This window comes from Streptomyces fuscichromogenes, assembly GCF_014645815.1.
Taxonomy (GTDB): Bacteria; Actinomycetota; Actinomycetes; order Streptomycetales; family Streptomycetaceae; genus Streptomyces; species Streptomyces fuscichromogenes.
Window position 1 is genome coordinate 1 of sequence record NZ_BMML01000039.1, and the last position, 12,994, is coordinate 12,994.

A 12,994-nucleotide genomic window follows, 5' to 3' on the forward strand; every position below is an offset into this window, starting at 1 on the left:
AGCATGACGCCGAGGAAGGCCTTGAACCAGTCGGGGTTCCAGCCCGCGTACACGATGCCCTGCTGGACCAGGCCGAACATGAAGGCACCGAAGACCGGTCCGATCGCCGAACCGGCACCGCCGGTCAGCAGGCAGCCGCCGATCACCGCCGCGGAGATGTAGATCAGCTCCTGGCCCACCCCCTCGCCGGACTGCACCGTGTTGAAGGAGAACAGCTGGTGCATGCCGACGAACCAGGCACCGAAGCCCACCAGCATGAACAGCGAGATCTTGGTGAAGTTCACCGGGACACCGACCGCGCGGGCGCTGTCCTTGTTCCCGCCGACCGCGAACACCCAGTTGCCGTACTTCGTGCGCAGCAGGACCCAGGTGGCGATCGCCGCGAAGAACAGCCACCAGAAGATGGTGATCTTCACCTGGACGCCACCGATGTCGAACGACGAGGCGAAGAGCGCCTTGGCCTGGCCGAAGCCGTCCATGTTGCTGATGTCGTCGGTGGCGACGTTGCCGGTGACCAGCTTGGTCACCGCGAGGTTCACGCCCTGGAGGATCAGGAAGCTGCCCAGGGTGACCAGGAAGGACGGCAGTCCGGTACGGACCACCAGCCAGCCGTTCAGGAACCCGATCCCCAGTGACACGACCAGCGCCGCGATCACACCGACCCACACGTTCATGGTCAGCTGGTAACTGAGCATGCTCGCGGTCAGCGCCGAGGTGATCACCGCGACGCCCGCCGACAGGTCGAACTCCCCGCCGATCATCAGCAGGGCGACCGGCAGCGCCATGATGCCGATCGTGGACGACTGGTACAGGATGTTCGCCATCGAGGCGGCCTCCCGTACCGGCGGGGCCGAGATCAGGAAGAAGACGTACACCGCGACCGCGCCGAGGAAGACGCCGACATCGGGGCGGGCCAACAGGCGCAGCAGCGGGGATCGTTGCGCGGTCCGGCCGTCGGTCTCCCGGCCGGGGCCGGGGGCCGGCGGTGCGGACACCGCCGGTTCGGCGTGCTGCGTCACACTCATCACCGGGTTCCGTTGGCGGCGAACTTGGCGACGGTCTCGACGTTGGACTTGTCGACGAAGGCCGGGCCGGTCAGCACCGGCTGCTCACCGCCACCGCTGTAGTTGCCGTTGTTCTTGTAGAGCCACAGCGAGTCGACCGCCAGGTAACCCTGGAGATAGGGCTGCTGGTCCACCGCGAACTCGATGGTGCCCTTGCTGATGGCCGTGGTCAGGTCCTTGTTCAGGTCGAAGGTGGCCACCTTCGCCTTGCTCCCCGCATCGGACACCGACTGCACGGCGATCAGCGCGATCGGGGCACCGAGCGTGACCACGTGGTCGATGGCCTTGTCCTGGGTCAGCTTCGCCGTGATCGTCGACTTGACCGAGGTCGGCGAAGTACCGTCCACGTACAGGGTCTCCGTCGTCCCCGAGAACGTCTTCTTCACCCCGTCACACCGCTGCGTCAGACCCACGTTGCCCTGCTCCTGGATGACACAGACGACCTTCTTCGCACCCTCCGTGTTCAGCCGGCTGCCCAACGCCTCACCCGCGACCGTCTCGTCCTGGCCGAAGAACTCCAGCAGCCCGAGCTTCTTCCAGTCACTCAGCCCCGAGTTGAGACCGACCACCGGGATCTTCGCCGCGTTCGCCTTGGCCACCACGTCCTTCATCGCATCCGGCTTGGCCAGGGTCACCGCGATCCCGTCGACCTTCTGGTCGATCGCGTTCTGCACCAGGTTCGCCTGGTTGCCCGCGTTCGGGTCCGCCGAGTAGACCAGCTTGACGTTGTCCTTGTCCGCGGCCGCCTGCGCACCCTTGCGGACGATGTCCCAGAAGGTGTCACCCGGCGCCTGGTGCGTGACCAGCGCGACCGTCATACGCGGAGTGGACGCCTTGCCCGCCGAGGCGGCCGCACCGGTGTCCTCGGACTTCTTACCTCCGGAACTGCTGGAGCAGCCGGCGAGGGTCAGGGCTGCCGCAGCCGCCACGGCCACCAGGGGGACCAGTCTGCGAGAGCGGGAGGAAGAGGAGAGTTCCATCTGTCGTGCACCTCACTGTGCGACGGGGGGAGAGACGGGGAGGAGTGGATCGCGAGGATCCGGAGGCCGACATCCGATCGCCGGATTCACGGCCCTTGCCGCACTTGCGGCGCTTCGCTGAGACGGGATCCAATCCCTTGCCGCCACCGCTGTCAATGTTTTGTAAGGACATGAGTTTGTAACTACGTCCGAACATCACGGCAACTCGAAGGTCTCGCTAGAACGTTCTAGAGCGGTGCGGTCAGTACGCCAGGCACCGAAGCGCATGTCAAGACATCTCCCCTGGAACGTTATAGACGTTATCGAAGGTGCATCTCAGTGAGGCGCCGGGCCGGTCGTCGCGCGTTCCACCAGGCGAGGGGTGAGCACGGTCTCTCGCGGAGTGCCGCCCTTGATCAGGTCCAGTGCGGCGGCCACCGCGGCGTCCGCCATGCCGGCCGCGTCCTGGGAGACGGTGGTCATCTGGACGTGCGGCATCTTCGCCAGCCGCGAGTCGTCGTAGCCCACCACGGAGATCTCCCCCGGCACGGCGCGGCCACGGTGCGCGAGAACGTCCAGGACGCCGGTGGCCGTCCGGTCGTTGAAGGCGATGACGGCCGTGGGCGGCTCCACCTGCCGGTCCAGCAGGTAACGCATGCCCTCGGCGCCGGCCTCCTCCGTCAGGCCGCCCGCGAGCACGTCGGCGCAGTCGGCCAGCCCGTGATCCGTCATCCCCTGCAAGAAGCCGAGCCGGCGATCGGAACTGCCCGGGGCGCCGGCCCCGTCGATGTGCGCGATCCGGCGGTGGCCGAGGCCGACGAGGTGGTCGACGGCGAGCCTGATGCCCACCATGTCGTCGCCGCGGACGGAACCCACCCCCGGCACTCCGCTGCGGCGGGCGACGAGGAGGGTCGGCAGTCGGCGGACCAGGCGTTCCAGCTCTTCGTCGGACAGGCGGCTGCCCAGCAGGATCGCCGCCTCGCAACGCTCCCGGAGCAGGGCGTTGACCGCCGTGGACTCCGCGCGACTGGGCGCCACCGCGCTGATCACCGCCTCGTAGCCGTGCCGTGCCGCGGCGGCGTAGAGGTGCTCGACGAGGTCGCCGTGGAAGGGCTGCTGGAGTTCGAAGACGACGCCGAGCACCCGCGAACTGGACCGCCGGAGCTTCTGGGCGCGCTGGTCGGGGACGTAGCCCAGTTCGTCGGCGATCCGCAGAACGCGTCGGCGGGTCTCCTCACTGGCTCCGGGGACACCGCGGATCACGATCGAGACCAGGGCGGTGGAGATACCGGCGGCCCGTGCCACATCCGCCATGGTCGGGCGCCCCTTGCGGGTGGCATCGGCGGCGGCCCGGCCGGGGGGCGACTGCCCAGCGCTGTCGTGGGCGCTGTCGTGGGCGCTGTCGTGGGCGTCGTCGTCCAACTCCCTCACGTCACCACTCCCAGCCTGGTCGAACGCGGTTCCGTCGGCGGGCCCGACAGCCTGTGCGCCGAGCATATCGACCCCTTGACCGATTCCCGGTGCGCGTTTACCTTCCCGACTAGAACGTACTAGTCATTGGGAGCACCGACATGGTCGTCGCTGACAATTCCCCCGGCCGCCTCCGGCCCGTCCCCCACACCCTGCGGCTGGCCACGATCGGTGCGGGCCGTATCGGGTCGAACCACGCGGCGATCGTCGCCCGGCACATCCCCGGCGTCACCCTGGCAGCCGTCAGCGACCCGGTACCGGGTGCCGCCGAACGCCTCGCCACCGAACTGGACGCACCACTGGCCACCACCGACGTGGCCGAGGTCCTCGACCGGAACGACATCGACGGCGTGCTGATCACCGCGCCGGCCCGCGCCCACACCGAGCTGGTCGTCGCGGCGGCCGGGGCCGGCAAGCACATCTTCGTCGAGAAGCCGATGGCGGTGACCCTGGCGGACGCCGACCGCGCGATCGCCGCCGTGGAGGCGGCCGGCGTCGTGCTCCAGGTGGGCTTCAACCGGCGTTTCGCCCCCGGCTTCGCCGCCGCCCGTGCCGCGATCGACGAGCAGCGGATCGGCACCCCGCAGCTGCTGCGCTCGCTCACCCGTGACCCGGGCCCGTTCACGGCGGATCCGGCCCGCATCCCGCAGTGGACGATCTTCCTGGAAACCCTCATCCACGACTTCGACACGCTGTGCTGGTTCAACCCCGGCGCCGCACCGCTGAGCGTCCACGCCACCGCCGACGCCCTCGTCCGCCCCGACGCCAAGGCGCAGGGCCACCTGGACACCGCGGTCGTGACCGTCCGCTTCGACAACGGCGCGATCGCCACCGCCGAAGCCTCCTTCTGCGCGCTCTACGGCTACGACGTACGCGCCGAGGTCTTCGGCTCCGAAGGCATGGTGACCGCCGGCGACGCCCGCACCACGAACATGACCTTCCACGGCGCCCAGGGCATCCACATCGACACCGCCCGCCGCGACACCGACCTGCTGCGCGAGGCGTACGTCGGTGAGCTGACCGCCTTCGCGGACGCCGTTCGCCACAAGAGCCCCGCCGCCGTCACCGGCCACGACGCCCGCCGCGCCCTGTCCATCGCCCTCGCCGCGATCCGCAGCGTGGAGACCGACCGTCCCGTCACGATCGCCGAGGTGACCGCATGACCCTGACCGCTTCCCCCTTCGTCCTGGCCGCCAGCGCCGAGATGCTCCATCGGGACCTGCCGTTCACCGAGCGCGTGCAGCGGATCGCCGAGCGCGGCTTCCAGGTCGAGATCTGGGACTGGTCCACCAAGGACCTCGACGCCCTGGCCGCCACCGGCGCGACCTTCTCCTCCATGACCGGCTACCTCACCGGCAACCTCACCGACCCCGACGGCATCGAGGCCCTGCTCTCCTCCGCCCGCACCTCCCTGGAGGCCGCGGCCCGGATCGACAGCCCCCGCCTGAACCTGCACGGCACCGGCCTCGACGACAAGGGACTCCCCGTGCGCCCCGTCGAGACCGTGACACCGCGGATGTGGCTCACGGCCGCCGACACCCTGCGGCGCGTCGCGGAACTCGGCGAGGCCGCGGGCCGGGTCTTCACCCTTGAGAACCTCAACCTGGCCGTCGACCACCCGGGCACGCCCTTCGCCCGCGCCGCCGACACCCTGGCCCTCGTACGCGCCGTGGACAGCCCGTACCTGCGCATGAACCTGGACCTCTACCACGCCCAGATCGGCGAGGGAAACCTCGTCGAACTCTGCCGCCAGGCACTGCCGTTCATCGGTGAGATCCAGGTCGCCGACGTCCCCGGCCGCTGTGAACCGGGCACCGGCGAGATCCACTACCCCGCGATCGCACGCGCCCTGCACGAACTCGGCTACACCGGCGTCATCGGCCTCGAAGGCTGGGCCCGCGACGACTCCGACGCCGCCCTGGACGCCTTCCGCGACGCCTTCACCATCACGGCACCGGTTCCGCCCGGCGACGGCATCGCCGCGCGATCCACTACCGCCACGGCCGGTACCTGACCGACCGCGCCGACCCGGCCACGACGAAAAGATCCGGGACGCGCTCCGATGTTCTTGGCGGAAGCGGTCAGTCAGCCAGAGTCGCTGGTCGTATCGCCTCGGGTCCGAAGCGTCGACGAGCACGGTCGGCGGCGGCTTCGGCCGCGCGGGCGCGGTCATCGGCAGGGTCCATGGAGAGCTGGCGGTAGGCGCTGCCGGCCGGCAGCAGGGCGTCGGCGCGGATCAGGAAGGCGCGGACCCTCGCCCGCTGCAGCCCGAGGGATTTCAGCAGCCCCAGGGCGGCGGCCGCGAGGGCGGGCGAGTGGCTGGTCGGCTCCGGCAGGGTGCGCGTACGCGTGGTGGAGCTGCGGTCGGCGTACCGCACCGTGAGTGCGATCCGGGTGGTGATCTGGCGTTCGACGCGCAGGCGTTGGCCGATCCGGTCGGCGAGCTCCAGCACTGCGCGGTGGTGCTGGGCGGGGTCGAGGCAGTCCCGCTCCAGCACGAGATCGGCGGCCAGCTGCGCCGCCGGTTCCGAGGGGGTGACCGGGCGGGGATCGCGGCCGCGGGCGCGTTCGGCCAGCAGCCGGGCGGGGCCCGCGCCGAGCAGTCGCTGCAGTGTTCCCGCGGGCAGGTCGACGACCTGGCCGATGGTGTGCAGGCCGTATCTGCCGAGTGTCTCCGCGGTGGTGCGGCCGATGCCGGGCAGGGCGGTGACCGGCCGGGGACACAGCCACTCGGCCGCCTCGGCGGTGGGAACCCAGGTCGCCTCTCCCGGCGCGGACGCGTCGGCCGCCATCGCCGCCAGCATGCGGTTGCCCGCGAGTCCGGCGCTGCTGTCGATGCCGTAGAAGAGCTTCAGCCTCATCATCGTCGTCTGGACCATGTCGTAGGGAGGCAGGTCGAAGTACCGGAGCGCCGAGGTCAGGTCGAGCTGGACGGCGTTGGGTGGGACCGCCTGGACATGAGGCGTGACACCAGACATCAGTTCGATTATATCGGCGTACTGATCCTCGGTCAGTGAGGCGTGCAGGTGGAGGTGGGCGATGTGCCGCTGCCGTGTACTCATTCCGCTCGTCCCGTTCATCCCGCGCTCCCTGGGCTTCGGTGGCCGAACTTCTTCAGGTCGGCCGAGCGGGTGCCGGCCGGCTGGAGGTCGGCGTACGGGTGCAGACGGGCGCCCGCGGTGCCGTCGGCCAGGGTGCGCTGCGGCTGGGCGGGCGTCGGATGCGGACGGCTCCGGCCGAGCAGGGCGAGGGCGGCCTCGGGCCCGTTGTCCCGGCGGGCGGCGGCGATCTCGTCCAGATCCCAGGCCATGGAGCCGACGACGGTACGACGGGTACCGCGCACCTGGACCGTGCCGCGCACCAGCAGCAGCCCGCTGTGGAACACGGTGTGCGCGCAGGCCGGGTGGGAGTCCTCGAAGAAGGCCAGGTCGACGAGTCCGGAGCCGTCCTCCAGGGTGACGAAGATGATCCGCTTCCCGCTCGCGATCGGCGGGGTCTGGGTCGAGGCCCGCACCCCCGCGACCAGCACCTGCTGCCCCGCCCGCATCCCGGCCAGATGCGCCGCGTCGGTCGCGCCGATCTCGCGCAGCAGCCGGTGGTGGTGCTCCATCAGGTGCCGGGAGACGTCGATGCCGAGGGTGCTCAACTCGGCGCTCAGGGCCTCACGTCCGGTCATCTCCGGCAGCCCGCTCGGCTCCGGGCCGCCGACGGCGCCCGCGTCGATGGGCAGTTGCCCCTCGTGCGCGGAACGGCTGCGGGACTGCCGGTGCAACTCGGCGATCTGGAGCAGCAGATCACGCCGGGTGAGGCGGCCGTCGTGCAGACAGGTCAACGCGCCGATCTCGGCGAGGCGTTCGGCGACCGGTCTGCTGGGACGGGCCCGCTGCCAGAAGTCCGACAGCGATCCGTACGGCTGCCCCTCCTCGATGCGCGCGCACTCGTCCTCGCGGATGCCGTGCACAGCGGAGAGGGCGAGGCGTACGCCCCACCGGTCTCCGTCGGTCTTCTCCACGGTGTGCTTCACCCAGGAGTTGTTGACGTCGACGGGCAGGACGGGCACGCCACGACGGCGGGCGTCGGAGACGAGGACCCGCTTGGGCCACATCCCGGGATCGTGTTCGAGCAGGCCGGCCAGCAGGAACGCCGGGTAGTGCGCCTTGAGCCAGGCGCTCTGCAGGGCGGGTACGGCGAAGGCGACCGCGTGGGCCCGGCAGAAGCCGTAGGCGCCGAAGGCCTCGACGGTCCTCCAGACGTCGTCCCGCACGGCCGCGCTGTAGCCGCGCGCACGGGCCCGCTCGTGGAACCAGTCCCTGATCCCGGGCAGTTGCTCCTTGTCGCCGAGCGCCCGCCGGGTGATCTCGCCGAAGGCCCGGTCGCAGCCGGTCAGCACCCGCAGCGTCTCGATGATCTGCTCGTGCCAGATGGTCACGCCGTAGGTGTCGGCGAGCACCGGCTCCAGGTGCGGGTGGGCGTATACGGGTGTGCCGCCGTGCCGGGCGGCGATGTACCGCTCGGGCATGCCGCCGGCGACCGGCCCTGGGCGGAAGAGGCTGATGTCGGCGATGACGTCCTGGACGTCACGGGGCTGCAGCCGGGACAGCAGGTCCTGCTGGCCGGGCGACTCCAGCTGGAACAGGCCCAGGGTCTGACTGGACTGGATGAGCTTGAACGCGAAGACGTCGTCGAGCGGCACCTGCCCGGGGTCGTCCAGGTCGATGCGGTTGCCGGTGGTGCGTTCGATCTCGGTGACGGCGTGGGCCATCGCGGACTGCATCCGGACGCCCAGGACGTCGAGTTTGATGTTGCCCAGCGCCTCGATCTCCTCCTTCGCCGCCATGGCCATGGGGTAGTCGCCCTGCGGGGTGGGCTGCACCGGCAGCCGGTCCAGGAGGGTGGCGTCGCTGATGACCACGCCGCAGGGGTGCATGGCCATGCCGTGGACCAGGGAGTCGAGCCCTTCGGCCAGTTCCCACAGCGGCCCGTACCGGTGTGCCTCGCCCGCCAGCTGCCGTAGCTCGGGCAGTTCGGCGAGGGCGTTGGTGATGTCGCAGGCGCGCAGGTGCGGGAAGCTCTTGGCGATCCGGTCGACGTCGGCGGGCGGGATGCCGAGGGCGAGGCCGGTGTCCCTGAGTGCCCGGCGGGCGCGGTAGGTCTCGGGCATGGCGGTGACCGCCACCCGTTCCTTGCCGAAGCGTTCGAAGATGGTGTCGTAGCACTCCAGGCGCCGGGCGGACTCCACGTCGATGTCGATGTCGGGCAGCGACTCCCGGCGCCTGCTGAGGAAGCGTTCGAACAGCAGGCTGTGGTCGAGCGGGTTGGCGGTGGCGATGTCCAGGGCGTGGCAGACCAGGGAGCCGGCGCCGGAGCCGCGGGCCGCGACCCGGATGCCCTTGGCCCGGATGTCGGCGACGACCTGTCCGATGGCGAGGAAGTACGCGTCGTAGTTCCAGTGCGAGATGCCGGCGAGCTCCTCGTCCAGCCGGGCGAGCGCCGCCCGGTCACGGTCCAGGCCGCGTCGGACCAGGCCGGCCTCGCTGCGCAGACGGAGCAGCCGGGCCGCGCCGCCGGCTCCTGGTCCGGCGCCGAAGAGAGCCGGTTCGGGGAGGTGCGGGGTGCCGAGGCCGAGGTCGGCCGCCGGGTCGACGGTGCAGGCGGCCGCCGTGGCCGCGGTGTCCGCCATCAGGCGGCGGGCCCTGCGGACGTCCGTTCCGGCGCACTGGGCGACCAGCCTCGCGACAGCCGTCATCTCCCTCTCGCCCTTGAGCCAGCGCTGTCCGCTGTCCAGGCGGCGCCGGTCGATCGGTCTGAGCAGCCGGGCGGCGTCCAGGACGTCGGCGAGGCGGTGCCGGCCGGGGTCGGCGTAGCGGACGGCGTTGGAGAGGACGGCGGTGGTGTGGGTGCGGTCGGCCAGGGCGAGGGTGCCGGCGGCCAGGCGCAGGGAGCCCGGCCCCATGCCGGAACGTTTCTGCGCGACGACTTCCAATCGGACATCCCTTCCGAAGATCTCCTGCCAGGGCACCAGCAGCTTCATCGCCACGTCCTCCCGGCCCACCGACAGCGCCCGCACCGGCTCCGAGAGCGGGCCCAGCAGCACGGTCAGGCCGGGACCGCCGTGTTCGCGCAGCGCCTCCCACGGCACCACCGGCGGCACACCGGACACGGCACCCACATGGGCGGCCGACGTGATCCGGCACAGCCGCGCCCAGCCCGCCCGGTCCTGCGCGAGCAGCACGAAGCGCAGCGGCGGCTCGACGACGTGCGCGCCGCCGTGGGCCGGGGTACGGCGGCGCCGGACGGGCGGCGGGGGCGCCAGGGCCGCCACCGCGAGGTCGATGCCGAAGACCGGCCGGACTCCCTCCTTCGCACAGGCCCGTGCGAATCGAACAGCCCCGGTGACGGTGTCCCGGTCGGTGAGCGCGAGCGCGGACATGCCACGCTCGGCCGCCTGCCGGACGAGCTGCTCGGGGTGGGAGGCGCCGTAGCGGGCGGAGTAACCGGACGCGACGTGCAGATGGGCGAAGCCCCTCATGCCGCACCTCCATCACTCCACCCCTTTTCAGCCATAAAACCGGTACGCCCGATATGTTCATCGTACTCGCGTTCGATTACTCTAACCTCATCAGCCCCGGTCAGCGACCCTTAATCGAACGCGTAAGCGATTCCCTGGAGGGCGAGTGGCAGCCGGAACGGGCACCGCCCCGTCAGTCACCCAGCCGGCCACCGCAGTTGGGGGAAACCGCCGCCATGAGGCACACCCCAGCGAGGCCACTCGGTGAGCCGGGAGAACGTATCCCTGACACTCCGCGACAGTGTCGGCACTTTCCGTCATGCCACCCGGTTCTCGGACCGACCACCACCGGGCGACCGTCACCTGCCGGTGGCCCCGGGCAGCCGGGCAGCCGGGCAGCCGGGCAGCCGGGCAGCCGGGCAGCCGGGCAGCCGGGCAGCCGGGCAGCCGGGCAGCCGGGCAGCCGGGCAGCGGAGCATGGTCCGGACGCCCCACGGGCAGGGCGCGTGCGGCATCGGAACACAGCGAGGCCCCGCTCCCTCGATGAGAGCGGGGCCTCGCGGGGATACGACACATGCCGTCCAGCCCAGGGGAGCAGGCGACCGTCAGCCGACCCAGGCCCCGGCGGCCGTCCGCCGACCCGCAGAGCCGCGGACATCAGCCGACCCCGATGCCGACGGACCGACAGCCGACCCCGATGCCGACGGACCGACAGCCGACCCGGATGCCGACGGACCGACAGCCGACCCGGATGCCGACGGGCTGTCAGCCGATTCGGGTTCCCGTCGCCGACAGTGCCTCTGTCACCGGCTGGAAGAACGTCTCCCCGCCGGAGGTGCAGTCGCCGCTGCCGCCGGAGGTCAGGCCGATCGCGTCGCTGCCGGAGAAGAGCGGGCCGCCGCTGTCGCCGGGCTCGGCGCACACGTCGGTCTGGATGAGCCCGCTCACCGTGCCCTCGGAGTAGTTCACGGTGGCGTCGAGACCGGTGACCGTGCCGTCGTGGACCTGGGTGGTGGAGCCGCTGCGGGTCACCTTCATGCCGACGGTGGCCTCGGCCGCGCCGGTGATCCGCTGGGCGGAGCCGTCGTAGCGGTCGACCTCGCTCGGGTGGTCCGCCTGCGAGGTGTACTTGACCAGGCCGAAGTCGTTGCCCGGGAAGCTGGACCGGGCGTTCTGGCCGATCACGTTCCCGGAGGAGTCCGACCAGGTGGAGATGGCCTCGGTGCAGTGTCCGGCGGTCAGGAAGTACGGCTCGCCGTCCTTGACCACGTTGAAGCCGAGCGAACAGCGGCCGCCCGAGCCGGTGATCGCGTCGCCGCCGGCGACGAAGGGTGTGTACTCCCCCTTCGAGCGGCGCAGTTCGGCCGTGCCGCCGAGCCCGTCGACGACCTTGGTGAGCCTGGCCAGCTCGGCCCCGGTGACCGTTCTGTCGGCGGTGACGACGACCTTGTCGCCGACCGGGTCGGTCGCCCACGAGGTGCCGGGAACGGTCGCGTCCTGCTTCAGCGCGGTACGCGCGCCGTCGAGCTCGGCGAGGGAGTTGGCGACGAGTCTGGCCTTGGCCCCGGCCGCCTCGACGGCCTTGGCCGCGGTGTCGTCGAGGACGTTGACGACGAGGTTCCTCGACCGGGCGTCGTAGTAGGTGCCCGCCGTGTCGGTGCCAAGGTCGACGGTGAGCGTCGAGGCGAGCTTTCCGGCCGCCGGGGCGGACAGGATCTGCGGTACGGCGGCCTTGCCGGGCTCGCTCGCGTTCGCACTCTGGAAGGTCACTGCGGCGGCGACGAGCGCGGTGGCACCCGCGACGGCGAGCGTCGCCCGGCGTCCGGGTATGCGTCGGTGCTTCAACTCGCGTCCTCCTGTGGGGGGTGGGCCCGCAAGGTTGTGGGGACCTCGGGGCCGGAAGGCTGGTTGACGGCGGCCCACTATTCCGAGCCCCACAGGGAGCACACAAGGTCGACCTCAGGTCTCGCGCGCGCGGATGTTGTGCGCCCCCTGTGCACGGACCGTTCACAGTCGGCCGCAGTCGGCCGCAGTCATCCGCAGTCGTCCGCAGTCTTCCGCGGCCGTCCTCAGCCGCCCCCGGTCGTCGGCCGGCCCGGAAGGATTCGCGCTGCGAACACCATGCGCGAGGAGCGGGCGGCAGCCGGTGACGCCTCCCCTGGCCTACCCCTGGCCGGAATTCACCCCCTGCGCCCCGCCGGCACCATCGGCCCCTCCCGCCGGGGGCAGTTGCTGCTGTGCCCGCTCCAGGAACCTCAGCAGCTCCACCGGGAACGGCAGCACCAGCGTCGAGTTCTTCTCCGCGGCGACCGCCACCACCGTCTGCAGCAGCCGCAGTTGGAGCGCGGCGGGCTGCTCCGACATCTCCTTGGCGGCCTCCGCGAGCTTCTTGGAGGCCTGGAGTTCGGCGTCGGCGTTGATGACGCGGGCCCGGCGCTCCCGGTCGGCCTCGGCCTGCCGGGCCATGGACCGCTTCATGGTCTCGGGCAGCGAGACGTCCTTGATCTCGACGCGGTCGATGGTGACGCCCCACTCCACGGCCGGGCTGTCGATCATCAACTCCAGCCCCTGGTTGAGCTTTTCGCGGTTCGACAGCAGGTCGTCCAGCTCGCTCTTGCCGATGATGGACCGGAGCGAGGTCTGCGCCATCTGCGCGACCGCGAACCGGTAGTCCTCGACCCGGACGACCGCCTCGGCGGGCGAGGTCACCCGGAAGTAGACGACGGCGTCGACGCGCACGGTCACGTTGTCCCGGGTGATGCCTTCCTGTCCAGGCACCGGCATCGTGACGATCTGCATGTTGACCTTCTGGAGCCGGTCCACGAACGGGAGGATCATGGTGAACCCGGGTCCACGCACCTCCGGTCGGAGCCGGCCGAGGCGGAACACCACGCCCCGTTCGTACTGTTTGACGACCCGTGCCGCGGACATCGCGTAGACCGCTCCGACGGACACGAGAGCGGCTGCGGCCGCCACCAGCGCCTCGACCATGC

9 protein-coding genes are annotated in these 12,994 nt (G+C 71.0%); 2 read left to right on the forward strand and 7 right to left on the reverse strand.

The annotated features are described in order from the left end of the window. The 3 genes from IEZ11_RS45880 to IEZ11_RS45890 form a co-directional block, all read right to left on the reverse strand. The coding region (locus tag IEZ11_RS45880; protein ID WP_189269037.1) for an ABC transporter permease at nt 1-1,025 on the reverse strand (1,025 nt) is incomplete at its 3' end. Continuing rightward, the gene (locus IEZ11_RS45885; RefSeq protein WP_189269038.1) at nt 1,025-2,044 is read right to left on the reverse strand and encodes a sugar ABC transporter substrate-binding protein; all 1,020 of its coding nucleotides are present in this window, start codon (nt 2,042-2,044) and stop codon (nt 1,025-1,027) included. The genes IEZ11_RS45880 and IEZ11_RS45885, both read right to left, overlap by 1 nt. A gap of 315 nt (nt 2,045-2,359) precedes the next feature. Then, nucleotides 2,360-3,454 carry a LacI family DNA-binding transcriptional regulator gene (locus IEZ11_RS45890; RefSeq protein ID WP_229713766.1) on the reverse strand — a complete coding sequence of 365 codons (1,095 nt, stop codon included), beginning with the start codon at nt 3,452-3,454 and terminating at the stop codon, nt 2,360-2,362. 140 nt (nt 3,455-3,594) lie between these two features. Here IEZ11_RS45890 and IEZ11_RS45895 point away from each other — a divergent pair, with 140 nt between their 5' ends. Together IEZ11_RS45895 and IEZ11_RS45900 are read left to right on the forward strand one after the other, a co-directional pair. Further along, nucleotides 3,595-4,656 (forward strand): Gfo/Idh/MocA family oxidoreductase, encoded by a 1,062-nt coding sequence (locus tag IEZ11_RS45895; protein WP_189269039.1) that lies wholly within the window; start codon nt 3,595-3,597, stop codon nt 4,654-4,656. Continuing rightward, on the forward strand, nt 4,653-5,507 hold the full coding sequence (locus tag IEZ11_RS45900; RefSeq protein WP_189269040.1) for a TIM barrel protein: 855 nt from the start codon (nt 4,653-4,655) through the stop codon (nt 5,505-5,507). Before IEZ11_RS45895 ends, IEZ11_RS45900 begins: the two co-directional genes overlap by 4 nt. A gap of 67 nt (nt 5,508-5,574) precedes the next feature. Here the strand turns inward: IEZ11_RS45900 and IEZ11_RS45905 are convergent, their stop codons facing one another. The 4 genes from IEZ11_RS45905 to IEZ11_RS45920 all read right to left on the reverse strand — a co-directional run bounded on the left by IEZ11_RS45905 (nt 5,575) and on the right by IEZ11_RS45920 (nt 12,992). Beyond that, entirely contained in the window at nt 5,575-6,555 is a 981-nt protein-coding gene (locus tag IEZ11_RS45905) for a DNA polymerase Y family protein (RefSeq protein ID WP_189269041.1), read from the reverse strand. 14 nt (nt 6,556-6,569) lie between these two features. Beyond that, nucleotides 6,570-10,022: a DNA polymerase III subunit alpha gene (locus IEZ11_RS45910; protein ID WP_189269042.1), complete on the reverse strand. Its 3,453-nt coding sequence runs from the start codon at nt 10,020-10,022 to the stop codon at nt 6,570-6,572. A 744-nt stretch (nt 10,023-10,766) separates the two neighbouring features. Next, nucleotides 10,767-11,846: a S1 family peptidase gene (locus IEZ11_RS45915; protein ID WP_189269043.1), complete on the reverse strand. Its 1,080-nt coding sequence runs from the start codon at nt 11,844-11,846 to the stop codon at nt 10,767-10,769. Nucleotides 11,847-12,164: 318 nt separating this feature from the next. Further along, nucleotides 12,165-12,992, reverse strand: coding sequence for a slipin family protein (locus tag IEZ11_RS45920; RefSeq protein ID WP_189269044.1), 828 nt, complete (start codon nt 12,990-12,992; stop codon nt 12,165-12,167). Nucleotides 12,993-12,994: the final 2 nt, after the last annotated feature.

What these genes read in the sequence shown, in the direction of transcription:
- IEZ11_RS45885 (WP_189269038.1), bottom strand. Translation starts at nt 2,044, where the DNA reads ATGGAACTCTCCTCTTCCTCCCGCTCTCGCAGACTGGTCCCCCTGGTG.
- IEZ11_RS45895 (WP_189269039.1), top strand. Translation starts at nt 3,595, where the DNA reads ATGGTCGTCGCTGACAATTCCCCCGGCCGCCTCCGGCCCGTCCCCCAC.
- IEZ11_RS45900 (WP_189269040.1), top strand. Translation starts at nt 4,653, where the DNA reads ATGACCCTGACCGCTTCCCCCTTCGTCCTGGCCGCCAGCGCCGAGATG.
- IEZ11_RS45905 (WP_189269041.1), bottom strand. Translation starts at nt 6,555, where the DNA reads ATGAGTACACGGCAGCGGCACATCGCCCACCTCCACCTGCACGCCTCA.
- IEZ11_RS45910 (WP_189269042.1), bottom strand. Translation starts at nt 10,022, where the DNA reads ATGAGGGGCTTCGCCCATCTGCACGTCGCGTCCGGTTACTCCGCCCGC.
- IEZ11_RS45920 (WP_189269044.1), bottom strand. Translation starts at nt 12,992, where the DNA reads ATGGTCGAGGCGCTGGTGGCGGCCGCAGCCGCTCTCGTGTCCGTCGGA.